The sequence below is a fragment of the Flavobacterium sp. 83 genome, from assembly GCF_000744835.1.
In the GTDB taxonomy this organism is placed as follows: domain Bacteria; phylum Bacteroidota; class Bacteroidia; order Flavobacteriales; family Flavobacteriaceae; genus Flavobacterium.
In genome coordinates, this window is the sequence record NZ_JQMS01000001.1 from 1,402,447 (window position 1) to 1,427,820 (window position 25,374).

Consider the following 25,374-nt stretch of genomic DNA (forward strand, 5'->3'; position numbering starts at 1 on the left):
TTATTTGTTTAATCAATACTAATTAAACAAATCAACGATTAAACTTTATAAAACCATCAAGTTACAACCTCGAATATCAGAATTATCAAAACGTCCCAATACCTCGAAAGAGTTGTTGGGATTTTTTTTGCCTAAATCCTGAGTGGCAATAAAAGAGCAGGAATTGATATTGGCTAAATCAATTACGTTGATGCCCCCCGTTTTTCCGTCTGGAATGTAGGTCAAAGCATCTTCGGTATCACGAATGAGGATTTGCATCCAAGAAGGGCATTCAAATACGCCATTTCCTAAAGAATACGCTTGTGAAAGTAATTCGGTCATCCCGTATTCTGAATGAATCGCTGAAACGCCAAATCCTGCACACAGTTGTTCGTGTAATTCTTCCCGAATCATTTCTTTTCGTTTGCCTTTCATTCCGCCTGTTTCCATGATTATGGTGTTTTGCAGTTTAAAGTCATGTTTTTCAATCAAATCTAGCAATGCATAAGTGACACCAATCAGAATGACATTTTGACCGGCTTGATCCAGAGCAATTAGTTTCGCTATAAGTTCATCATGGTTGTGTAGATAAAAGCCACTTTCTGGATGATTGGAAAGTGTTATCAAATCTTCAACCATATAAATCAAAGAAGAACCTTCTCTTTCCAAATAAGAAGGCAACAAAGCCAAAACAACATAATCTTCGATGTTGCCATAAAACTGAGAGAATCCTTTGCGGTAACTTTCTTCGTAGATGGAAGCGTCTGTGACTAAATGCTTACTAGTAATCATTCCGGTGGTTCCACTGCTGGTGAAGGTTTCTTCAATTGTATCGGTATTAGAAACCACTTCATGGCTCTTAAAGAACTGAATCGGTAAAAAGGGAATTTGCCCTAAAGATTTTACTTTATGAGGGTCTGTTTTTAAAAAATTGCAAAATTCATGATAGACGGTATTGTTTTCGTATTGGAAACGAAATACTTTTAAGGCAATTTTCTCAAATTGTTTTTGACTAGAAATAGCAAATATATCGGAGGATGTAATCAAGGATTTTTTTTGCAAAAGTAACTAAAAAAATTATTGGTATTTCATTCACAAAACAGGAATAATATGTTTTTTGGAGGCTATTGCGTTATGATTCTACATAAAAAAAGCTCCAAATACTATTGGAGCTTTAATGTTTAAATTTTGATATTATCGGATAATCAATTTTCTGGTTGCAGTTGCATCATTCTCATTGATTTTAATGATGTAAACGCCAGAAGTAAGATTTGAAACATTTAGTTCTCTTGAACTCAGCATTGTTTGGAGTACTTTTTTTCCTAAAACATCAAAGATAATTATTTCTTTATCCAAGTCATTTTTTGAAGTAATGTAAACTTTTCCATTACTCACGGGGTTCGGATACAAGCTTAAGCCTTCTATCGAAGCAGTTTCTTGTGTTCTTGGCTGTTGTTTGTTTTCTTGAGCGGAAAGGCTCACTGAAAAGAAAAAAACCAATAAGATAGTAATATAAAAGTAGTTTTTCGCCATGATTTAGATTTGTTACGTAAATATATAAAAAATATTTCAAATATTGTACCACAAAAAAAAACACCTCTCATAAAGAGAAGTGTTCATCTTTTATTTATTAGTGTTTTTAGACTAAGAACTACTTGATTAAGCTTGTGCCACCAACGGTTGCCCAAGCACCAGCAGTTAATGAAGCACCGGTTGCAGTTGTACTTGGTACAAAATTTCCAACTGGGAAATTAACTACAATACTTGAAGTTGCTCCCACAGGTATAATTTGTGAAGTTGAAGAGATAGTCACATTAGTTAATTTTAATTTTGAACCATTAACTTGATTTGTGTTTGTAGTAGCATCTTGAATTTTTACCGCAGCACCTTGGTAAACAGTTGTCCCTTCAGTATAGTCTCCGTATCCTGAGATAATGATATTGCTATAATCTCCATTACCTTCTTTTTTGAATTGGAAAGCATCAACTTGAATATCACCAGCAGTTTCTGGTGTACATCCTGCTTCTCTTTTTAAAGTGATGTTAGTAACTTTTGGAAAGAAGGCATTATTGTTGTTAGAACATTCAATTTCCATTCCGAAGTTTCCTTTACCCGTTTGGTAAGCATACCAGTTAGAGTTGTTTTGACCTTGCCATCCATCTTGCCAGTCAAAAGCATCATCGTAGTTACCGTAAGAGATAGCATTTGTCATGCTTACAGTTCCTCCAAAAAATTCATATCCATCATCAGCACCTTTGTAAGAAACTAAGTGGTCTAATGTTGTTCCTGAACCTACTGAATAAAATGTGAATCCATTATTTTCTTTTGTTCCATCAGCTAATTTTGCTCCAGCATATTCAACTCTTGCATAGGTTAATGAACCTCCGTTGTGAGTAGCATTTGTTCCTCCATAAGGTAATGCATTCCCATCTTCAGAAGTAGATGTAGTTACACCACCAATTGCTTTTATAGGTGCATCACCATAGATGATGATTCCTCCCCAAGAACCTGGAGTTGCAGATGCTTCAGTAAATACTACTGGTTTGTCAGCTGTACCGTTAATGTTCAATTTTCCTCCGTTTAAAACAACTAATGCGTTGTCTCCGGTAGTTTTATTAGCTGTAATTGTAGAACCTGCTTCGAAAGTTACTGTTACTCCTGAAGCAACTTTAACAATACCTTTTAAAGTATAATTTCCGTATGCAAAAGTTTTATTTGCAGTTATTGTACCTGTAATTTCGCCTGTTGCCGCTGGTGTAACAGGAGTTGGACTGTCACTACTTGAGCAAGAATTTAGAAATAACCCTGTAGCAAGTGCTAAAGCAAAAAATTTAGTTTTCATAGTTTATTGTATTATTTATTGTTTTTTATTTTTGTCAAAATTATGGGATAACTTTACAAAATGTGTTAGCTGAACATTACAATAATGTTACTAAAAAAACACTTAAATGTGAAGCGAATGTTAAGGTCATAACATAAGTTTTAAGTATTAAAAAAGCCCTAAATGAATAGGGCCTTTTCAGTGTTTTCTATTGTGTGTGTTAAAAAGTGTATCCTAAATTAATTGAGAACCCTCTTCCTTTTTTATAACTATTCGTTATGTTTGATTGCTCAACAATAGATGAAGTTCCGTTATTTCCTTGTTCGGATTTTCGCATTGGATCAAGTAGATTATCAGCGCTGAATTTTAAATCAAAATGATCTGATAATTTGCTGCTCCAAATAAAATCTAATTGTTGAACAGGTAGTTCATAAATATGGTCTAATCCTCCTGTTCCTACTGCATAAATTCTTTTTCCAAATACTGAATAAACTAACGAAATCGTATTGCTCCAAGATTCACTTAAATCAAATTGGTATTTTAAATCAGAGTTGATTAACCATTTTGAAGCTCCCTGAAGTTCTCTGTTTTTAAAAGTTTCAATTGATGTTGTTACGTTTCCGTCACTGTCAGTTGTGGTTGGTTTTACAGCTACTTTTGTATGCATTAATGAAGTGTTGAATCCAAAAGAGAAATCAGATAAACTTTTGTTGATTCTTGCAAAGTCAAAGATAAACTCGATTTCAGCTCCGTATAAAACGGCATTATCAGAATTCAAATAAGTGGTAATAGTTGAATTTGCGGCATTAGAGATGAATGTTCTTTCGATAGGCTGATCAATTTTTTTACCGAATAATCCAAGTACAAAAACTTCTTTTGATGTTGGGAATAATTCATATTTTAAATCAACATTATAATTGTTGCTGTTTTCTAAAAATGGATTTCCTTTTGTTGAGGTTCCGTCAGCATTGATGTACTCGATAGGATATGATTCCATAACAACAGGTCTTGTGTATGTTTTTCCAGTAGCAAAACGTAGATTCGAATTTTCATTTAAGCCATATTTCACATTTAAAGCAGGTAAAACATACAAGTTGTCGTATTTTAAAGTTTTGAATGGATCTGAGAATGAACCTTGTGTTCTGTATTTTGTTTCCCTCATTGTACTTTCTAAACGAATTCCTCCGTTTACTTCCCATTTTTCTCCAAACTTGTAAAGTAAGTTAGCATAACCCGCATTAGCAGTTTCTTTTAATTTTGCCTGATAAGTTGCATTAGAACTTTCTCTGAAACTAATAGCATTTGACCCAAGATAACTATTTAATTGAGTGTCCAATGAATTTAATGGTGCTGTAAAACTGTTCGGAGCACTATTGTTTATCGGGGTAATAAAACGATAAGTTGAATTCATATTAGACATGTTTCCATTATATCCAGCGGTGAAAATGTTATTTTTTTCGTTTTTACCAAATTTCAAACTGTATTCTCCTAAACCAGAAAAGTAAGAATCACCAGAAATATCCAAATACTGTTTGATGAAATTGTTTCCTGCAACAGAAACTAATATATCGTCTGTTCCTGATCTTGTTCCTGAAAAGAACTTTCTGTCCGGTTGCGCATATTTAGTGATTGCATACGAAACGGCTGCTTTTATATTTTGAGTTTTGTCTTCATTCAATGCATATTCTCCCAATAACTGGTTGTTCAAATAATTAGATTCGTCTAATTGATTCGTTCTTATTAAAGTGTTATTGTTGCTTGAGTTTGAATCAGCTACACCAAATTGATCTTTAACCAAATTTTCAGTAGTTCTAATGAAAAGGGTGTTGTACGAAAGTTTTAATCTATCAGTGGTGTAATTTAATCCAACTAAAGAAGACAATGATGTTTTATAGCGGTATTCTGTATTGTCAAAATCATTTCTGTAGGTAAAGCCAGAAGGGTTATTTGTAAATGTTCTTTCCACTCCGTTTCTAATAGAATAATTATTATCAAAATTGATGGAAAGTAAGTAAGAAAAAGTCTTGTCATCTTTCAGGTTGAATTTCTCTGAATGAAGAAAACCTACACTAGTGTTTAAAGGGCTGTTTATTTTTGAAACATCAAATCCACTTTTAAAAGATTTTAAAGATTGATCAGGGGTAAGTGTATAACTTGAAGGAGTATTTCCTAAAAGTTTAGGAATTTTTCTGTCGTTTCCAGTCAAGCCAAATAATCCTTTGGTAGAATTAGCATCTTTGGAAATTAAGAAGTCTTCTAAATTGTTATTCATAGTGTAGCCTAATCCAATATTTAATTTGGTTACGCTTTTTGAACCTTTAGAGGTTTGGATGTTAAAAGTACCTCCAGCAAAATCCCCATAAATGTTTGGGTTAAATGTTTTGTATACTTCTATTACACCTACAATGTCAGTAGAAAATAAGTCTAAGGGAATGATTTTTTTGAAAGGATTGTTAGTTGGAGCAGCAAGGTCATTTATCAATAAGTTATTGTATCGGTCTTCTAATCCACGAACAAATAAACCTCTTGAGCCTACTTTAGTAATTCCTGTTATTTTGGTAAGCCCTTCTTCTACATCACTAACTCCTTTACGAGCCATTTCTTGCGCACCAATACTTTGCTTTATTACAACAGCTTTCTTTTGGTCAAGTAATAAAACCGTTTCTTTTTCTCTGCTTGTCGTGTTCTTTATTACTACATCTTCCAGTTTGTAGCTTCCTGAACCAATCGCTTGATTTATCGTTGATGTTTCATTGGCAACTACTGTTACCGGAACATCTATAGATTCATAACCTACAAAGCTGAATTGAACTATATAGGTTCCAGGTGCAACAGCGATAGTGTATTTACCATCAATATCAGTATTTGCTCCTACATTAGTTCCTTTTATAAGTACGTTTGCAAAAGGTAATGATTGATTGTTAGCGTCTTTATCAGTAAGGATCCCTGAAATGGTACCTTTATTCTGTGAAAAAGAAAAACTTGTGATTAATAATGCTATAAACAATATTTTAAATTTCATTTTTTATCTGTTTTATTTTTATGCAAAGTAATGGCCGCTTTGTAAATTAAATGTTAGTTAGTTATTACCATTTAGTTTCTTGAATATTAATAAATCGTTAACATATTAAATTACGGTTAATGTGATTTTTAAACGATTCTTTTATTGTTATATTTACAATCGGAATTGAATATCACTGAGTATTTCAGGAGTAAATTCCTTTAGAATAATATAATTTTTCTATTTATGAAAAAAAGAAATACAAAGATTTTACTGGTAGATGACGAGCCGGATATTTTAGAAATAGTGGGGTATAATCTTACCCAGGAAGGGTATCAGATATTTACGGCGGCCAACGGAAAAGAAGCTATTATAAAGGCCAAAAAAGAGTTGCCTGATCTTATTATAATGGATGTAATGATGCCGGAAATGGATGGAATGGAAGCTTGTGAAAATATTAGAAAAATACCGGAATTGAATAATGTAATCATCACTTTTCTTACAGCAAGAAGCGAAGATTATTCTCAAGTTGCAGGCTTTGATGCCGGCGCTGATGATTATATTACAAAACCAATCAAGCCAAAATTATTAGTAAGTAAAGTTAAAGCATTGCTAAGACGCTTGAAAGAGCAGGAGCAAAATAGTGAAACCCTTAACGTAGGTGGAATTGAAATCAATCGGGAAGAATATAAAATTAGAAAAGATAATGTAGAGATTGCTTTGCCACGAAAAGAATTTGAATTATTTTATTTGTTAGCTTCAAAGCCTGGAAAAGTATTTAAACGTGATGAGATTTTAGATAAGGTCTGGGGTAACGAAGTCGTTGTTGGGGGGAGAACCATAGATGTTCATATTAGAAAATTACGAGAAAAAATTGGTGAAGATTTATTCAAAACAATAAAAGGAGTAGGGTATAAGTTTGAAGTATAATTAAACTCACTTTTTTATTAGAATAACAAAATGCAAATCAAATCGCTGTAATGGTGAGATGTGAAATCAATGAAAATAAATTTTAAAAAAACCTACAAGTTTGCTATAAAGTCAGCCTTATTCATTAGCCTTTTTGCTACTGGATTTGTTATTTTAATGGTGTTATTATTTTTTGATTCCAAAATTAAAAATATACTGCTTTTTGGAATTGTTTGTCTTTTGATTATATATATATTCTCTTTTTTGGTTTTGCAATATCGTGTAGAACGATTCATTTATAGACGTGTAAAAAAAATATACGATGACGTTTCGCTATTAGAATCCAGTACTTTTATAAATCAACCCATTACAACTGATATGGAAACTTTGACACGAGAAGTTAAGAAGTTTGCCACTGATAAAAAATTAGAAATTGAAATGCTGCAAATTCGTGAAGAATACCGAAGAGAGTTTCTTGGGAATGTTTCACACGAGCTAAAAACGCCTTTGTTTACTGTTCAAGGTTATATTTCTACTTTGCTGGATGGAGCAATGGATGATAAAAACATTAGGAAAAAATATTTAAAGCGTGCAGAGAAAGGTGTAGAGCGATTAATTTATATCGTGGAGGATTTAGATATGATTACTAAATTAGAATCAGGGGATTTGAATCTAGAGTTTTCAGAATTTGATATTGTGGAATTAATACAAAATGTTTTCGATTTATTGGAAATGAAAGCTGATAAAAAGAAAATTACCTTGTCTTTTGAAAATTATCATATACAGCCCATTTTTGTGCAAGGAGACAAAGATAAGATACAGCAAGTTGTTGAGAATCTCATTGTGAACTCCATAAAATATGGTCGAGAAGGAGGTTTTACGGAAGTAGCCGTCATTAATTTGACTAAAAAAAAGGTTTTGGTTCGAATAACTGATAATGGAGAAGGAATTGAAAAGCAAAATATTTCAAGACTTTTTGAGCGTTTTTACAGGGTAGATAAAAGCGGTTCTCGTTCTGAAGGAGGGTCAGGTTTAGGGTTAGCAATTGTAAAGCACATTATCGAAGCCCATAAAGAGAAAATATATGTGGAAAGTGAATTTGGAATTGGTTCTGAGTTTTCCTTTACGATTGAGAAGGCCGCATTAAGAAAAGTGGAATTGGATGCTGAGCAAATTTATAGTAAAAGTCTTAAAATCAATAAATTAAATAAATAATAGGTCTAATAGAGAGTATAAGAAAATCCTATAAAAAAGATTGAAAACATTAAGGAAACACTAACTTATCATCAACATAATATTGTGTTAACATTAGCTTAACATAACTGATTCATCTTTGCAAAAAAATTAATCAGATAACAACAATGAAAAAAATTTTATTTGCAGTTTTAGTTATGACTTCAGTTTTGGCTAATGCACAAGATATTAAGAGTGATACTATTAAAGCAGTGCCTGTTGATTCTATAGAAACAACAAGTATTGATTCAGTTAAGACGGTAAGTATAGAATCTTTGAAAGAATCTCTTGATGAGCATACTATGAAATTTAGTGGTCTTGATGAAAGACTTGCGGCTATGGATAGTGATCTTGGTAAATTAACTAAGATTAAATTTTCAGGTTACTTACAAGCACAATACGAAATGTATAATTATCAAGATAATATTGGGCCTGGGCCATCTACTACAGCGGTGCCGATAACAAATACTTTTTTTATCAGAAGAGCTCGTGTTAAATTGACTTATGAGCCAGTTACTGGTGCGGTATTTGTAATTCAACCGGATTATGCTTTTGATAAAGTTACTTTAAGAGATGCTTATGTTCAGTTAAATGATAAATGGTTGCAAACATTTAAATTGTTTTTAGGGCAATTCAACAGAACAAGTTACGAAGTAGAGTTTTCTTCTCGTTCAAGAGAATTATTAGAAAGAAGTAGAATGTCTGGAATTTTGTATCCGCAAGAAAGAGACTTAGGAGCAAAAATCGAAATGGATTTAGAGACTAAATATGAGATTCCATTTAAATTTCAGTTAGCCGTTTTTAACGGAAATTATGGTGAAGGTTCTTTGACAAATAATCTTAGAGACGTCGATAACAAGAAAGATGTTATGGTAAGAGGTGTTTACGCTTTCAAGTTTCCTTCTAAAGGATTGGGAATTGATATAGGTGCACATACTTATTTAGGTAACACGGCTGTTTTACAAGCCGGAACTTTCAGTGACGCTAATAATAATAATTTCACAGCTAAAGTAGGGGACAGTTTCCAAAAAAGATGGTTTGGTGGTGAAATGAGAGTTTATTATGATTTTCTTGGTGGAATGTCTCTTAAAGGAGAATATATTTCGGGAACCATATCAGGGGAAAAGTCAACTACAGCATTACCTGTAGCGAATAGCAATCCTAGTTTTAATTTTAATGGGATAAGAGATTTTTCAGGGTATTACGCGACTTTGGTTAAAAACATTGGAAAGAGTAATCAAATCGCAGTACGATATGATAGTTGGGATCCAAACAGACATTTAGCAGGAAATACAGTGACTATTAAAGAAGATTTAAAATATAATAACTGGTCATTCTCATGGCAATATTTTTATGATGATAATGTAAAAATTGTTGCAGGATATAGTTTGCCAATCAATGAAAAAAGTACCACAGTAGGGGGTGATTATATAAAAGACAAATTAGATAACACGTTTACAATTAGAATTCAAGCAGGTTTTTAATACAATAAATTAGATTTTAATACAATAATAAATAAATAAAATGAAAACAACAAAAATTAAATTAGCGGCTATTTTATTAGTTGTTATGGCAGTAGGATTTTCTTTTACTTCATTAAATAAAATAACAGTTAAAGGTTCTGATACCATGGTTATTTTGTCCCAAAAATGGGCTGAAGTGTACATGCAAAAAAATCCAGGAACAACAATTCAGGTTACTGGTGGTGGGTCAGGAGTAGGTCTTGCAGCTTTAATAAACGGATCAACTGATATTGCAAATTCAAGCCGTCCTATCAAAGCTACTGAAGTTGAAAAATTAAAAGCAAGATATAATACTTTAGGTGTTGAGATTCCTTGTGCAAAAGACGGATTGTCTGTTTATTTAAACAAAGCAAATGGTGTTTCAGAACTTACAGTAAAACAAATTGGTCAAATCTTTGCTGGGAAAATTACAAACTGGAAAGAAGTTGGTGGTATAGATGCAAATATTAGATTGTATGGTAGAGAAAGTAGCTCAGGGACTTTTGCTTTTTTTAAAGATAATGTAGTCAAAACAGATTATTCTCCATCTTGTCAAACATTACCAGGAACAGCAGCAATTGTAAATGCAGTTAAGAAAGATAAATTAGGAATTGGATATGGTGGTGCTGCTTATGCAGAAGGTGTGAAAGATTGTAAAGTAAAAAAAGACGATAAAAGCCCTGGTATTGCTCCAACTGCAGAGACAATAAAAAATAAAACATATCCTATTACAAGATATTTATACATGTATTTAAAATCAAGACCAACAGGTGAAACAAAAGCTTTTGTTGATTGGATCTTAAGTCCAGAAGGTCAAAAAATCATTACTTCAGTAGGATACTTTCCTGTAAAATAATTATGCTTTTAGTATCCCTTATTGGTTTTTCCAATAGGGGATACTTTTTGTATTTAAGTAATATTTGAATTCTTAAATAGATTAATATAAGTTGCCCATTTAAAGGTGATTAAAAGTTAAGGATAAGATAGAAAAGAATATAGGTTTAATATTTACCGTATTAATATAATGATTATGAAAACAAGTAAGTTAAAAATTGCAGTAATCTTATTAGTTATAATGACAGTAGGATGTAGTTCTAATGAATCGAAAAAGATTACCGTAAAAGGTTCTGATACTATGGTGATTCTATCTCAAAAGTGGGCAGAAGCATTTATGAAAAAAAATCCTAAAACCACTATTCAGGTGACAGGAGGAGGTTCAGGTGTAGGTATTGCGGCACTAATCAACGGTTCAACGGATATTGCAAATGCAAGTCGTCCTATGAAACCTTCTGAAATAGATAAATTAAAAGAAAAATATCAAACAAGTGGGTTAGAAATCGCTTGTGCCAAAGATGGTTTATCCGTTTTTTTAAACAAAGAAAATCCAGTTGCAGAACTTACTTTAGAACAATTAAGTAGTATTTTTTCGGGAAAAATAACTAATTGGAAAGAAGTAGGTGGTGATGATGAAAAAATTCAATTGTATGGTAGAGAAAGCAGTTCAGGTACTTTTGAGTTTTTTAAAGAACATGTAGTAAAAACCGACTTTTCAAAATCATGTCAGACTTTGCCTGGTACAGCTGCAATTGTAAATGCAGTTAAAAAAGATAAATATAGTATTGGATACGGCGGTGCTGCTTATGCAGAAGGTGTAAAAGATTGTAAAATAAAAGTAGATGCTAAAAGTGAAGGGGTTTTGCCGACTGCAGAGACTATTAAAGATAAAACCTATCCCATTTCAAGATATTTATATATGTACTTGAAATCACAGCCAACTGGAGAAGCCAAAGCTTTTATTGATTGGATTTTAAGTCAGGAAGGACAAAAAATGATTGAAGAAGTTGGGTATTATCCTTTAAAATAATACGTATTTTTGCATTGTTCATCGTTTTTGCATGAGCTTTTTTTAACAAATAACTTATGAATTCTTAAATAAAATAAATGAATTCCGAATTTCCAAATAAACAAAATTTCACTAAAGAAAGTTTAAAAAAACAATTTAGACTTTCTGAGTTTCTGGCTGAAAAAATCATCTCATCGGTTGCTTTTTTATCAATAGCTATAATTATCCTTATTTTTGTTTTTGTTTTTAAAGAGTCCCTACCTATTTTTAATTTTGGTACACTCGAGAAAGCTAAAACAGAAGTTGAGGTTACCTCCAGTTCAGTAGCAAAACCTAAATCTTATGGGGCTGAACCTACAGATGAATTGAAACCTGAGACATACGGTTCAGAAGCGGTTGCTAATGAAGACTTAAAGCCTGAAACCTATGGTTCAGAACCTGTCACAAATGAGGGTCTGCAACCGGAGACTTATGGCGATGTAAAAGCTGAAACTACTATTGCTGACTCTTCAGATGATATGAAAGAAGTTGTTGGGAGTAATAATGAAGGTGCTGATAAAACATGGAGTACCTTTTTTACTACTGAATGGGTACCTGTATCGGAACATCCCAGATTTGGGTTGTTAGGTTTGCTTATTGGAACTTTGAAAGTGACCATAATAGCAATGTTAATCGCAGGACCTATTGCAGTATTAGCAGCAGTTTATACATCTTGTTTCGCATCAAAAAGAACCAAAGAGATTATTAAACCTATCATTGAGATGCTAGCAGCATTTCCATCAGTAGTTATTGGGTTTTTTGCATTGATGGTTTTAGCTACATTCTTTCAGGATATATTTGGATATGAATCAAGATTAAATGCTTTTATTGGTGGTGTTGCTATGGCTTTGGCTGCAATTCCAATCATTTATACAATATCAGAAGATGCACTTTCAGCAATACCTAAAACATTTACTGAGGCAAGTTTAGCACTAGGTGCTAGTAAGTGGCAAACTGCTTTTTTTGTAATATTACCAGCAGCTACGCCTGGGATTTTTGCTGCTTTACTTTTAGGAGTTGGACGCGTTTTTGGAGAAACTATGATTGCACTTATGGCAACCGGAAATGCAGCACTATTATCAGCAAATCCTTTTGAGAGTGTGCGTACTTTTGCAGCTACAATTGGTTCCGAAATGGCGGAAACGGTATTTGGTGAAACGCATTACAGTGTTTTGTTTTTCATAGGATCATTGCTTTTCATTTTTTCATTTGCATTAAATGCCGTTGCAGAGTTTTATGTTAAAGGTAAATTAATCAAAAAATTTCAAGGTAAATAAATCATGAATACAAGCATTAACGAAACAGAAGACCAGTTTTTTTTAAATAAAAAAAAGGTTTTAGATTTAAAAGGAAAATTTATTGTTGGAATAACTCAAATTGCAGTTCTGTTAATTATAGCTGTTCTTTTTGTAATATTAGGGATTATTATTTATGAAGGGCGTGAAAAGTTTTCATGGGAGTTCATTAGTTCATTTCCTACGAATGGAATGACAGAAGGAGGGATATTTCCTGCTTTAATCGGTACGTTTATATTGGTTATTGTTATGTCAATAGCAGCCGTTCCTTTTGGCACTATTACGGCTATTTATTTAACAGAATATGCTAAAGAAAATTCAAAAATTGCAGCCGCAGTTCGATTTTCTATTCGAACATTAGCAGTTGTGCCGTCAATTATTTTTGGTTTATTTGGACTTGGATTTTTTATTCAATTTGTAGGAGGAGGAATTGATAAAACATTTAATGGCGGACAATTGCATTGGGGACAACCTAATATTATTTGGGCAAGTCTTACTATGGCATTACTTACTTTACCTGTAATTATTGTTTCAGTTGAAGAAGCCTTGAAAACAATTCCCCGCGAACTGCGCGAAGCAAGTTTAGCTTTAGGTGCAACAAAGTGGCAAACCATTAAAAATGTAGTGCTTCCTGGATCTATTTCTGGGATTATGACAGGGACAATTCTTGCTGTTAGTAGAGGTGCTGGTGAAGTTGCTCCAATTTTGTTTACAGGAGCAGCATATTATTTAGCTACTTTACCAGCTTCTTTGAGCGATCAATTTATGAATTTGGGATATCATATTTATATCATGTCAACTCAATCTTCAGATGTTGAAAAAACAATGCCAATACAATTTGCTACAACATTAGTATTGTTAATTCTTACTTTATCCTTAAACTTAGTGGCAGTAATTATTAGATCCAGAATTAGAAGAAAAGCAAAATAATTTTGAAATCTACCTAATAAATTATATTTTAGACATAATAAAAAAGACATGAAAGACATAAAAATACAAGTAAATGATTTGTCATTGTACTATGGAGAAAAAAAAGCGTTAAAGGAGATTTCAATGCAAATTCCAGCTAATAAAGTAACGGCTTTAATCGGTCCTTCTGGTTGTGGTAAGTCTACTTTTCTTAGATGTATCAATAGAATGAATGACCTTATTCCAGATGTTACAATAACAGGAAATATGCTTGTTGAAGGCGTTGATATTTATAATAAAGATGTTGATGTTGTTAATATCAGAAAAAAAATTGGAATGGTTTTTCAAAAATCAAACCCATTTCCAAAATCTATTTATGAGAATATTGCTTATGGTCCAAAAATTAATGGGATAAAAGATAAAACTCAATTGGACGAAATCGTAGAAACTTCATTAAGACAAGCTGCTATTTGGGAAGAAGTGAAAGATAGATTGGGGGATTCCGCATTAGGGCTTTCAGGAGGGCAACAACAACGACTTTGTATTGCAAGAACTTTGGCAGTAAGTCCAGACATTATTCTTATGGATGAGCCTGCAAGTGCATTAGATCCAATATCTACGTCAAAAATAGAAGAGTTAGTTCATGAATTGAAAGAACAGTACACTATAATTATTGTAACCCATAATATGCAGCAAGCAGCAAGAACGAGTGATTATACCGCGTTCTTTTACATGGGTGAATTGATCGAAATTGGTAAAACTAATGCTATATTTACTAAACCAGAGCAAAAACAAACGGAAGATTATATCACAGGAAGATTTGGTTAAAATCAAAAAAAATAAAAGTAGGCATTTAGTCTAGTTTTAGTTTTGTGAATTTTATAAATCTTTAATTTTAAACATAAAAATATGGCATCACACTTTGAAATAGAATTAGAAAAACTTAAAAATATTATCCAAAAAATAGGTGTTTTAGCTGAGAGTCAAGTAGGAGAATCAATGAACGCTTTGCTTTCAGGACCTTTTGTTGAAGCTAAAGAAGTAAAAAAGACAGAAGATAAGATTGATAAATTAGATATAAAAATTGATGAAATTTGCCAAAGCATTTTTGCTTTGCAACAGCCAGTCGCTTCTGATTTGCGTTTTATTATGTCTGCTATGCAAATTAGTAATGAGATTGAAAGAATAGGAGATTTGGCGATAAGCATTATAAAAAAATCTAAGAATATTAAAGACAAACATGATTTAATTGTTAAATTTAATATTGCCGATGTATCCAGACATGTTGAGGTTATTACTGTAAAAACGAATGAATGTTTCTTGACTCGTAATGAAAGTACGATTGGGGAGATTTTCGTTTTGAACAATACCATAAAAAATGAATGTGATGACGCAATACATGATATAATCAATGAAATGAAGTCAAATTCTAAGACGGTAGTGTCAGGAACAAATCTTGTGATTGTTTTAAAACATTTAGAACGTATTTCTGAACATTGTACTAATATTGCGGAGTATGTTTATTTTATGATTAATGCCAAAATAATCAAACACGAAAAATTTGGTGAGAAAAAATCAGAGGATTAATCTGACGCTGAGAATCTAATTAAGTTATAGATTTTACATAAACACCCTAATTATATAATTTGAAAGTATATAATTAGGGTGTTTTTAGATTTTTAAGACGCTATTCAAAAATCTGAAACAATGTTTTCCAGTTTAATGCGGTATCTAATTGTGGCAGTCCTTTGTATAGCTTAATCTCTTCGAGGTTTTCTATTTTAAAATCATTTTGGTCAGCATAAGGAACTAACCCTTCTTTTTTTAGTTTTTTTGCTAAATATTCCTGTTCATATTGACCCGGAGTAGGAATGAAAAAAGCTTTTTTATTGAGTTTAGCTAAATCCATAACGGTTGTATATCCTGATCTGCATAATACGGTATCACTTTCGTTAAAAGTTTGTTCAAGTTGTCTCGTATTCATGAAATTATAATAGGTAACATGGTCAATTTGTTCCTTAATTTGGTCTTTTTCTACAATTCCTTTTATAAAAACTACATTCCCATTATATTTACATACTTCAGTCTTTAATTTTTCTTCCAACATACCCCGTTGTGGTTCTGGTCCCGATAAAATAACCATCAAATCATATTTTTTTGCAGTTTCGCGTTTATGTAATCGGCTCAGTGGACCAATATATTTTGTGACAAAATCAGCCTTTTTTATATGTCCTAGTTTACCTGTCAAATTTGAAGTTCCTTCCAAATCCGGAATCCAGCATTCTGCATATTTTTTTATAATATGCTGATGCAGCATACTGGTAATCCAAGTGGTATTGCCTGTCATCACATTTAATTGATGTGTAATAAACACGGATGGTACTTTTTTACTAAATACGCCAAGCCTATTATCAGATAGTACGCCATCAATGGAATATTTCTTAACCCACTTTTTCACTAATTTTTTTTCAGCCCAAATTGCTTCAATCATTTTTGGACAATTTTGTAATAATTTCCATTTGAAATTTTTGCCGTTTTTAGAATATTCTATTTCGTATGAAGGCAATTCCAAAGTTTTTAGATATGGAAATTCTTTTCGTAATAATTCTAGTGCAATCCCATCAGAAGCTATTATTGGAATGTAATTATTGTCTTGTAGTGCCTTAATGATAGGGATGCAACGCGTAGCATGTCCCAACCCCCAATTTAAAGGCGCAATCAAAATAGTTTTATTGTTAGTATTCAAATCCATTTGGCGATATACGTTCGTTATTTAAATTTGAAAGTTACTCAATGAAGTGGGTTTTTATATTTCGAGCATATTACCAAACTATTAATTTATTATGGTAAATATACTTTACTATTTATTAAATAGAAAGAGGCTGTTCAAAAAAGAACAGCCTCTTGTTTTTGTATTAAATGGAAAATATTACTCTTCAATATAGGTTTTGTTTCCGTTTTTATTGATATAATATTTCCCTCCTCTAGGACCTGTATACACTTTTTTACCGTTGTATTCTCCGGTAATTTTATCAGCTACTTTAGGTGCTTTTTCATTAGTTTCTTTAACTTTTGAAGCAGCTTTTTTGGTTGCCATTTTTGCTGATGAAGTTTCTTTCTTAGCCTTTTCTATTTTTTTATCGGTCTCTGTAATTTTGTTTTTAATGTCTTTCTCTGTTTTAGTTGCTTTAGCTTCACTTTTTACTTTAGTGGCTTTGTTTTTAGCTTCTGTTTCAGTTTTGACCGCTTTGTCTTTAGCATCACTTTTTAATTTAGTAGCTTTATTTTTAGCTTCTGTTTCAGTTTTTGCTGCTTTGTCTTTTGCATCGTTTTTTACTTTGGCTGCTTTGTCTTTTGCATCTGTTTCGGTTTTAGTTGCTTTAGCTTTAGCCATTTTTTCTTTGGCTTCATTTGTTGCTTTTACACCTTTTTCGGTTTTTGTTTTTGCTTTTGCAATTTTCTTTTCAGCTGCAGTTTCTTGCGCATAAAAGGTTCCAGATAGAATAAATACTAAACAGAATAACACTAATTTTTTCATGATGATGTTAATTTAAAGTTTGGATTATTATGAGATAATTTTATAATAAATTTAGTGATTTTATTTCTAATAATTGAGCTAAATCCTTAAAAATAAGCTCTTAATTGTATGTTTCCTGTATGTATGGTCTTGCTTGATTCGCTTTTTCTTCCTTGATAATTTAAGTTTATATCTAAAAATTGTGTCAGATTTTTTTGCAACAATAATCTCCAAGTCATATTTTGCCCCGTTTGTAGTCCTTCTAACATTTGGAATCCAACCGAAGAAAATTCATTTCCGGTGAATTTATTCTGATAAAATGAAACTTCTCCATTTAGTGTCAATTTTTTATCACTTGAGTAAGAAAATGAAGTTCCAAAACGATTTTGTGTCAATTTCTCGAAAATCCCAATCTGATTTTCTTTGTTTTGTAATTCATAAAATAAATCCCAGCTAGTATTTTTGGAGAATAAATAACTGATTTTTGGAGCCAATTGGTATCCGTTAATATTATAATTTTTTTCAGTAAAATTTTCAGATTCAATAGCGGTTTGGATTGTTTTTGCAAAAAAATTGAATAACCAACTTTTCCTGTATAAGTTGGTATATTGTAGTTGATGTGAACTGTTTTTTGCTTCTTGTGATCCTATAGACAATAAATTTTTTGTTTTATTTTGTAAATAAGTGTAGGTTACAGAATGTTTTTGTTTTCCTCGATTATAAAACAAACTATTCCTTAAACTGGAATTTAATCCCAGCACATTTTCTTTAGACGTGCTAAAAGGATTTAATTCAAAATTGTCGCCTTCATTTTTTATTTTTCGATCCATTATAAATGAAGTCTGATTATAAAAATAGGACAGTAATTTTTTTAATCCAAGTTGGTTTTGCCATTGATTTGGATTTATGGTTACTGATTGAGAGAACTTATTTTGGTGTGTTTTTATGTAAATTCGGTTCGGTAAGAATATCCGAATGTATTTTGCCTGGTCGATAAATGGTGCGATTTCAAATTCTTGTAATTCCTGAATTCGATTATTATTATAGTCATTCCATGTATAAATTCCTTGGCCAGCCGGAACTTCAAGATAGGTGAATTCCTGTTGAGAAATACTCCCAGAATTAGTTTCATAAACAGTTGTACTTTGAATTAATTGATTGAAAAAACGATCGGAATACATTATTCTGGAATTCATTGAGGATTCTTTTTTCTTTGTCACATCAGCAAAATCAAGCACTCTATAATTCACATAAGCGGTTAAGTCACTTTTCTTTGTTTGGATTAGTTTTGATTTTAAGTAATAGGTTTGTGAGGTATTTACATGCCGAACGAATCCATTTTGTAAACTGTCGTTTGCTCTTTTAAGATAACCTAATTCAACAAAAACTCTGGTGCTGTCTCCTCGTCCTGTAAAAAAGCCATATTCAGTGAATCTTTGGCTTAAAGCCGAAAATTGATTGGTGCTTTTAAATTTCTCCTGATTATCTTCTAATCGAAGGTGTGTCCCAATCCAGTTTTTATTAAAATGAAATCTAGCTTGAGTTTGGTTTCTATAAAATTTAGAAGCCGATTCAATTCCATTGCTTTTTAAGAAACTGCCGTGATTTTGAATCGACCAATTTTTCAATATAAGTGCTCCATCAATTCTATGCCGGTTTCCCGAAATGCTTTCTGAAAAATCCAATTTTTCAAATTGATAGTTGAATAGTGCTTTGTTTTGAGGATTTTCTTTTGGATTTAATTCGAAATGAAGGCCAGAAATTAATAAACTTTGATTTCCTATTGCTGTCGTGTTTAAATTCCAATCTCGGTCAAATTCAATGTTATAAAGACGTTCCACAGATTTAAAATTTTTCTGGATAAATTGATAACTGGCAAAAGCATCAATATTCCATTTTTTTGAAAATAAGCGTTGTTTAGCATTTATTTTGGCGGCTAATCCACGGTTATCAGCATCGTCTGTTGTGGAGAAAAGATTTTTGTCATTGTTGCTAATTCCTATTTCATAATCAAAAGCTGTTTTTTCGGTGGGTTTATATTTTCCTAAAAATGTTGCCACTTGAATTTTTGTTGGAGCAACTAATGGTATAACTGGCTCATAATTTCCTTGTGGAACAGCATTAATTGGCTGGAGAAACTCATAAATTCGACCATTAGCCGATGTGTTTTTCAAGATGTAATTTCCTTTATTTGTTCCCACTAAACTAAAACGAACATTGAAAAGTTCGTCATCTGAATTGTTCGAATATTCGAAAATTTCTGCCGAATTAAATGTTGTTTTTCGGTACAACACTTTGTTATCCGAATAGGAATCTGCATAAGCGGAAGGCGCTGTCATCAAATCTGGATTATCTCCGGCATTCACTAAAATCTGGGCTTGTTCTTGAGAAAGATTTTGTTGTAAAGGCTGATTTTTCAAATCGCTTTCGGAGTACAAATACCCACCAAAACTCCATTTTTCATTCTCGTGTGAAGCTCCGGCATAGGCTACAAATCGAGAGTAATTTCTGTCTGAATATTGGTATTCTATAGCGATTCGCATTTCCGAAGTAATGGTGAATAGCGGTGTAAATACAATTTCTCCAGCATTATAATCTATGGTGTAATCATTATTTTCTCCTCGTTTCAATAAAACTCCGTTCACATAAACCCGTTCCGAACCTGAAATCACAAGAACATACAATTCACCATTTTGGCCTTTTAATTTATAGGGTCCCTGATTGCCTTCCTGACCAACAAAATTACTTTTGGCATATTGTCCTTTCACTAAAGCTACCGATGCAAAAATATTGGTTTTACTGTCTTCAGTTCCAAAATCGAAATTAGTGGCAAGTCCCTGAACCTTTTTATTGAAGTTGAGAAACTGTGTTTTTTTGTTTTCAAGAAAGACATCGCCGGCTCTAATATTCCATTTGTCACTATAAAGTTCCATAAAAATATTATCAAATTGATCTAACTTTTGAGAATAACCTCCGTCTTGCAACGGAATATTGCTGTCTTGTAAGGAAGCCCTAAGGCTGACTTTATCAGATAACTTGCCTGTAATTTGTAGATCCAGATTTGAATTTAAAACCGTGTTTTGATTGTTGCCAACAGTAACTCCACGCGTAATACTTCCAGAAGTGTTTAATCCGTCAAAAGGGATATTTTTTTTGACTGGATCGGTTTCAATTTTATATAAATTTCCAGAAGTTGCTTCATTGCTTACTATGCGGCTTGAATCATAAATATGATATTCTTTGGTTAGAATTTCAGGGAATTTCAGATATTGAATCGTTATGGAATCAGTTGGTTGAGTGAAATTATTTTTAAAAATCAAGAAGGCTCTTTGAAAATTTACTTTATAAAAAGTGGTGTCAATAGTATTCTCATTGGCGTCAAGCACTTTGAAGAAACTAGAATTGATATTTTCATTTTCAATATGGATAGTGTCACGAGTAGCAGCGATTTTTTTTATTTGATATAACGATTTGATTTCCTGGGCTTGTAGTCCGGAAAAAAACATTATTAAAAACAAAAACACTACTTTTTTCAACATAGATAGTATAACGTCTATGCATCAAAAGTAGTGTATTCTGTAAAACAATAAGTACAAGTCAGGTCTTTAGGATGAAAAGATTTTCTAATTTTCTTTGGTTACTACCTGCATGGTCTCACGGCTCACTTGTTTCAATAATACGGTTTTGTTTTCCTCAACTGTTGCTGCTGCTTTATCATTGAAATGTCGAATGGTATATAAGGTGACATTTTCATCAAATTCCACTTTGAATTTTTTCGAAAGAATGGCGTTCAAATCTTTGAAATTTTCAAATTTATCCTCAACGCAAACAGAAAAACTAATTGCTGAATTTTGAATTAAATTTACTTTTATTTTAAATTGGTGAAACAAAGCAAAAATTTCACTAATGTTTTCTTCCATTATAAAAGAGAAATCTATTGACGAAAGCGAAATCAAGAGTTGGTTTCTTTTGACAATAAAACAAGGCAAATACGGTTCTAAATCGGCTCCTTTTGCAACACGAGTTCCCGGTAGTAAAGGATTAATAAACGATTTTACAAATAAAGGAATCTCCTTTTTTTGCAAAGGCTGTAATGTTTTTGGGTGTATAACTGTAGCGCCATAAAAAGCTAATTCAATCGCTTCACGGTAGGAAATTTGGTTAAGTAAACTTGCATTTTCGAAATACCTTGGGTCAGCATTCATGACACCTGGAACATCTTTCCAGATGGTTACACTTTCGGCATTTAGGCAATAAGCAAAAATTGCAGCAGTATAATCAGAACCTTCACGACCTAAAGTAGTGGTGAAGTTATTTTCGTCAGAACCTAAAAATCCTTGAGTAATGTTTAATATTTTTCTTTTTACATTTTTGGCAATATTCTTCTGTGTTAATTCCCAGTCAACTTCTGCATCTCTATAAGTAGCATCTGTTTTTATATAATTTCGCACATCTAACCATTGTGTTTTTATTCCCATAAAGCTCATAAAATGGCTCAGAATAGTGGTAGATATCAATTCGCCATAACTTACAATTTGATCGTAAACGAAATTATAATTTGGCGATTTATTATGCGCTAAAAAATATTCTAATTCAGAAAATTGATTATTTACCGCAGTAAACACTTCGTGCTTTTCTTCTTCAAACAAATCCATAAGAATTTGATTGTGGTATTTTTTTACTTCTTGAACGGATGAATTTAATTCAGCCGATTTGTCAAAATAATTTTTTATAACGGTTTCAAGTGCGTTAGTAGTTTTTCCCATTGCAGAAACAACTAATAATACATCCTCATAACCTGCTTTTTGCAAAACGTCATATACGTTTTTTATTCCTGCAGCATCTTTTACAGAAGCACCACCAAATTTGAATACTCTCATTTTAAAATTCAGATTTCAGTTTTTCAGATTTCAGTTTAAATATTTGAAATTTGAAATTATTATTTATTGTTATTTATTGTTATTTATTTTTTTCTAAGAACGCGTCAATTCCTGCTTCATCCATTTGAACAACATCCCAATCTCTTAATACTTTTGCTCCTGATTTTTCATAAAAATCAACTGCTGGAGTATTCCAGTCAAGGACATGCCAGTCAATTCTTCGGACATTATCTCTTTTACCTTGTTTGATGATTTCAGAATATAAGGCATAGCCTAGTCCGGTTCCGCGCATTTTATCTTTTACCACTAAATCCTCCAGATGAATTATTTTTCCTTTCCAGGTAGAATAGCGATAATAATACAAAGCGATACCCACAATTTCCGATTCCACCTCGGCTACAAAAACATGAAATAAAGGAGTTGTGCCAAAACCATCGCGAACTAAATCATCAACAGTGATAAGAACTGCATCAGGTTCTTTTTCAAAGTCTGCCAATTCTTGAATTAGTCCTAAAACCGCTTCCATGTCTTCGTGATTTCCTTTTCTAATATTCATATATTCTTATTTTAAATGATTGAATTGCTCAAAATAAAGCATTTTTCATTCATTATTCAACTATTTTATAAGCAAATATACAATAGAGCTAAACTAAGTAAATATTATTCAAATCATTTTCACAAAAAGAGCGATATTTGTGACTTCAAATTAACTACAACGATTTCGTAATGGAAAAACTCAACAGAACTTTAGGTGAATTTATCATCGAAAACCAAAATGCTTTTCAATATTCGTCAGGTGAATTATCCCGGATTATTAACTCAATTCGGTTGGCTGCAAAAGTAGTGAACTACAAAGTAAACAAAGCGGGACTAGTAGACATAATTGGAGCCGCAGGAGAGCAAAATATACAGGGAGAAGACCAACAAAAACTAGATGTATATGCCAATGACATTTTTATTCAAACTTTAATCAACCGTGAAATTGTATGCGGTATCGCTTCAGAAGAAAATGATGACTTTATTACAGTGGAAGGTAGTGACAAAAGCCACAACAATAAATATGTGGTTTTGATGGATCCGCTAGATGGATCTTCAAATATTGATGTGAATGTTTCCGTAGGGACAATATTCTCTGTGTATAGACGTGTAACTCCAATAGGTACTCCGGTTACAATTGAGGATTTTTTACAGTCAGGAACGAATCAGGTTGCGGCAGGTTATGTAATTTATGGAACGTCAACAATGCTGGTTTATACTACAGGTCATGGTGTAAATGGGTTTACTTTAAATCCTGCAATAGGAACTTTTTATTTATCGCATCCCAATATGCAGTTTTCTAAGGATGGAAATATTTATTCCATCAATGAAGGAAACTATGTTCATTTTCCGCAAGGAGTTAAAGACTATATTAAATATTGCCAGCTTGAAGAGGAAGACAGACCTTATACTTCACGCTATATAGGGAGTTTAGTTTCTGATATTCATAGAAATATGATAAAAGGCGGAATTTATATTTACCCAACTAGTTCCAAAGCGCCAAAAGGAAAATTACGCCTGTTATATGAATGTAATCCAATGGCATTTATTGTAGAACAAGCAGGAGGTAAGGCCTCTGATGGTTTTGGACGTATAATGGAAATTGAGCCTACTGAATTACACCAACGCGTTCCTTTTTTCTGCGGTAGTTATAATATGGTTGAGAAAGCAGAAGATTTCATGTACAAAGCAAAATTGAGCAAGTACTAAAAAATAACTATAAAAAAAGCTCCCGATTTGGGAGCTTTTTATGATTTTATTTATGCATGTTTTGCATTTCGAAAAGGAAAGTGTCTAAATCTACTTTTTTATCTACTAGTGATAATGCTTTCGAAATAATATAATTCACGTTATCGGAATTAAAACCTAATGCTACTCCAATTTTTCTTAACAATAATTCTTGTTTGTCTCCTAAATGATGATCCACATGAACCATTCTGGCTAGATCAAACAAACGTTCTAATCTTTGCTCGTGCAAATAAGGAGCATTAATAGGATATTTTAATGGGTTTTCTAAAATTTCCGCATATTCTTCTGGAGAAATTTCTAGTCTAACGGCCAGTTTGTCTAAAAATAATTTTTCTTCTGGAGCAAACTTTTCATCGGCAAGCGCGACACGAACTATGGCTGAAAAATGACCTTTATTTCTTTGTTTGAATTCGCTATCAAATAAATCTGAAAATGACATAATTATTAATTTTTTATCTTACAAAGATAAATCTATTTTTAAATTATTGATTTTAATTTTATTTAAAATTTTGATTTGTTAATCAAAGTATTTTAAATCCTTGTTTAAAGAATGATTTATATTTTCAAAACATTCATTTTCAAAATTAATCGTAAGTTTACAACCCCATATCAATTTAATAAATAGCCTATGTCAGATTTTTGGATTTACTTTCAAATAGGATTAAAGCATGTTTTAGATATTCATGCATATGACCATGTTTTGTTTTTAATAGCATTAGCCGTTCCTTTCTCTTTCAAGGATTGGCAGCGGATAGTTCTCTTGATAACGCTATTTACAATTGGACATACTGTGGCTTTAGTACTTTCTGTTTTTGGAATAATTGCAATAAAAGTAAATGTTGTGGAGTTGTTAATACCAATAACAATATTGATAACGGCGCTGTTTAATCTTTTTACGGCTGGTAAATCCAGTAAAAAAGAAAGTATAAATTTAGTTTTTTTTATAACACTTTTCTTTGGAATTATTCATGGTTTGGGTTTTTCAAACTATTTTAAATCCATTTTGGGCGGAAGTGCAACCTCTAAATTATTGCCTTTGGGCGAATTTGCATTAGGAATAGAAGCGGCTCAAATTATTGTTGTTTTTGTAGTGTTGGTATTATCTTATATTGTTCAATCTGTTTTTAGATTTTCTAAACGTGATTGGACTTTAGTGATGTCAGCATTTATAATAGGAGTAGTTTTGCCAATGATTATTGAAAATGAAATCTGGATTAGATAAAAAATAATGGAATCAAAAAAATTAAATAAATACGATAAAGCATATCTTAGAATCGCCACTGAATGGGGACTTTTGTCTTATTGTAAAAGAAAACAAGTGGGTGCAATTATTGTAAGAGACCGTATGATTATTTCTGACGGGTATAATGGTACACCTTCAGGATTTGAAAACTGCTGTGAAGATGAAGAAGGGTTAACACGTTGGGATGTGTTGCATGCTGAAGCAAATGCTATTCTAAAAGTAGCTCGATCCACACAGTCTTGTGAAGGAGCTACTTTATATATAACACTTTCGCCTTGTAAAGAATGCAGTAAATTAATTCATCAATCCGGGATAAAAAGAGTGGTGTACCACAATGGATATCGCGATGATTCCGGAATTCAGTTTTTGATAAAAGCAGGAGTTGAAGTAGAACATATTCCAGTATTAGAAGAATAAA

Annotated in this window: 22 protein-coding genes; 12 read left to right on the forward strand and 10 right to left on the reverse strand. The window is 32.2% G+C overall.

The features are described 5' to 3' along the window. Positions 1 to 45: 45 nt before the first annotated feature. The 4 genes from T410_RS06135 to T410_RS06150 form a co-directional block, all read right to left on the reverse strand. A complete protein-coding gene (locus tag T410_RS06135) occupies positions 46 to 1,026 on the reverse strand; it encodes an acyltransferase (protein ID WP_035674175.1) in 981 nt (326 codons plus the stop codon). A gap of 147 nt (positions 1,027 to 1,173) precedes the next feature. Continuing rightward, complete coding sequence (locus T410_RS06140; RefSeq protein ID WP_035669535.1) at positions 1,174 to 1,512, reverse strand: T9SS type A sorting domain-containing protein; 339 nt, start codon at positions 1,510 to 1,512, stop codon at positions 1,174 to 1,176. A 118-nt stretch (positions 1,513 to 1,630) separates the two neighbouring features. Beyond that, complete coding sequence (locus T410_RS06145) at positions 1,631 to 2,821, reverse strand: hypothetical protein (protein ID WP_035669537.1); 1,191 nt, start codon at positions 2,819 to 2,821, stop codon at positions 1,631 to 1,633. A 199-nt stretch (positions 2,822 to 3,020) separates the two neighbouring features. Next, complete coding sequence (locus tag T410_RS06150; RefSeq protein WP_035669538.1) at positions 3,021 to 5,822, reverse strand: TonB-dependent receptor; 2,802 nt, start codon at positions 5,820 to 5,822, stop codon at positions 3,021 to 3,023. Positions 5,823 to 6,047: 225 nt separating this feature from the next. Between T410_RS06150 and T410_RS06155 the strand changes: the two genes are divergently transcribed. The 9 genes from T410_RS06155 to phoU all read left to right on the forward strand — a co-directional run bounded on the left by T410_RS06155 (position 6,048) and on the right by phoU (position 15,118). After that, positions 6,048 to 6,731, forward strand: coding sequence for a response regulator transcription factor (locus T410_RS06155; protein WP_035669540.1), 684 nt, complete (start codon positions 6,048 to 6,050; stop codon positions 6,729 to 6,731). Positions 6,732 to 6,800: 69 nt separating this feature from the next. Then, on the forward strand, positions 6,801 to 7,925 hold the full coding sequence (locus T410_RS06160; protein ID WP_051929365.1) for a cell wall metabolism sensor histidine kinase WalK: 1,125 nt from the start codon (positions 6,801 to 6,803) through the stop codon (positions 7,923 to 7,925). Between the two features lie 146 nt (positions 7,926 to 8,071). Beyond that, positions 8,072 to 9,427, forward strand: a complete 1,356-nt coding sequence (locus T410_RS06165) for a hypothetical protein (protein WP_035669542.1) — start codon at positions 8,072 to 8,074, stop codon at positions 9,425 to 9,427. Between the two features lie 40 nt (positions 9,428 to 9,467). After that, complete coding sequence (locus T410_RS06170; protein WP_035669545.1) at positions 9,468 to 10,301, forward strand: phosphate ABC transporter substrate-binding protein; 834 nt, start codon at positions 9,468 to 9,470, stop codon at positions 10,299 to 10,301. Between the two features lie 174 nt (positions 10,302 to 10,475). Next, positions 10,476 to 11,309: a phosphate ABC transporter substrate-binding protein gene (locus T410_RS06175; RefSeq protein ID WP_035669548.1), complete on the forward strand. Its 834-nt coding sequence runs from the start codon at positions 10,476 to 10,478 to the stop codon at positions 11,307 to 11,309. A gap of 77 nt (positions 11,310 to 11,386) precedes the next feature. After that, complete coding sequence (pstC, locus tag T410_RS06180) at positions 11,387 to 12,604, forward strand: phosphate ABC transporter permease subunit PstC (protein WP_035669550.1); 1,218 nt, start codon at positions 11,387 to 11,389, stop codon at positions 12,602 to 12,604. A 3-nt stretch (positions 12,605 to 12,607) separates the two neighbouring features. Next, entirely contained in the window at positions 12,608 to 13,552 is a 945-nt protein-coding gene (gene pstA, locus T410_RS06185; protein ID WP_081897813.1) for a phosphate ABC transporter permease PstA, read from the forward strand. Between the two features lie 48 nt (positions 13,553 to 13,600). After that, positions 13,601 to 14,359 (forward strand): phosphate ABC transporter ATP-binding protein PstB, encoded by a 759-nt coding sequence (gene pstB, locus T410_RS06190; protein WP_035669552.1) that lies wholly within the window; start codon positions 13,601 to 13,603, stop codon positions 14,357 to 14,359. Positions 14,360 to 14,440: 81 nt separating this feature from the next. Continuing rightward, positions 14,441 to 15,118 (forward strand): phosphate signaling complex protein PhoU, encoded by a 678-nt coding sequence (phoU, locus tag T410_RS06195; protein ID WP_035669553.1) that lies wholly within the window; start codon positions 14,441 to 14,443, stop codon positions 15,116 to 15,118. Between the two features lie 100 nt (positions 15,119 to 15,218). On the opposite strand, the gene T410_RS06200 is transcribed toward phoU, so the two are convergent. The 5 genes from T410_RS06200 to T410_RS06220 form a co-directional block, all read right to left on the reverse strand. Further along, positions 15,219 to 16,283 carry a glycosyltransferase gene (locus T410_RS06200; RefSeq protein ID WP_035669555.1) on the reverse strand — a complete coding sequence of 355 codons (1,065 nt, stop codon included), beginning with the start codon at positions 16,281 to 16,283 and terminating at the stop codon, positions 15,219 to 15,221. 177 nt (positions 16,284 to 16,460) lie between these two features. Further along, entirely contained in the window at positions 16,461 to 17,069 is a 609-nt protein-coding gene (locus tag T410_RS06205; RefSeq protein ID WP_035669557.1) for a hypothetical protein, read from the reverse strand. 86 nt (positions 17,070 to 17,155) lie between these two features. After that, positions 17,156 to 20,587 carry a hypothetical protein gene (locus T410_RS06210; RefSeq protein WP_035669559.1) on the reverse strand — a complete coding sequence of 1,144 codons (3,432 nt, stop codon included), beginning with the start codon at positions 20,585 to 20,587 and terminating at the stop codon, positions 17,156 to 17,158. An 84-nt stretch (positions 20,588 to 20,671) separates the two neighbouring features. Then, positions 20,672 to 21,928, reverse strand: a complete 1,257-nt coding sequence (locus T410_RS06215; protein WP_035669561.1) for an aspartate kinase — start codon at positions 21,926 to 21,928, stop codon at positions 20,672 to 20,674. 79 nt (positions 21,929 to 22,007) lie between these two features. Then, the gene (locus T410_RS06220; RefSeq protein ID WP_035669563.1) at positions 22,008 to 22,484 is read right to left on the reverse strand and encodes a GNAT family N-acetyltransferase; all 477 of its coding nucleotides are present in this window, start codon (positions 22,482 to 22,484) and stop codon (positions 22,008 to 22,010) included. A 170-nt stretch (positions 22,485 to 22,654) separates the two neighbouring features. On the opposite strand from T410_RS06220, the gene fbp reads away from it, so the two are divergent. Further along, positions 22,655 to 23,674 carry a class 1 fructose-bisphosphatase gene (gene fbp / locus T410_RS06225; protein WP_035669567.1) on the forward strand — a complete coding sequence of 340 codons (1,020 nt, stop codon included), beginning with the start codon at positions 22,655 to 22,657 and terminating at the stop codon, positions 23,672 to 23,674. 46 nt (positions 23,675 to 23,720) lie between these two features. On the opposite strand, the gene T410_RS06230 is transcribed toward fbp, so the two are convergent. Next, positions 23,721 to 24,152: a TerB family tellurite resistance protein gene (locus T410_RS06230; protein WP_035669570.1), complete on the reverse strand. Its 432-nt coding sequence runs from the start codon at positions 24,150 to 24,152 to the stop codon at positions 23,721 to 23,723. Positions 24,153 to 24,341: 189 nt separating this feature from the next. On the opposite strand from T410_RS06230, the gene T410_RS06235 reads away from it, so the two are divergent. Together T410_RS06235 and T410_RS06240 are read left to right on the forward strand one after the other, a co-directional pair. After that, complete coding sequence (locus T410_RS06235; RefSeq protein WP_035669573.1) at positions 24,342 to 24,935, forward strand: HupE/UreJ family protein; 594 nt, start codon at positions 24,342 to 24,344, stop codon at positions 24,933 to 24,935. A 6-nt stretch (positions 24,936 to 24,941) separates the two neighbouring features. Further along, on the forward strand, positions 24,942 to 25,373 hold the full coding sequence (locus tag T410_RS06240; protein ID WP_035669575.1) for a dCMP deaminase family protein: 432 nt from the start codon (positions 24,942 to 24,944) through the stop codon (positions 25,371 to 25,373). The last annotated feature ends 1 nt before the right edge of the window (position 25,374 follow it).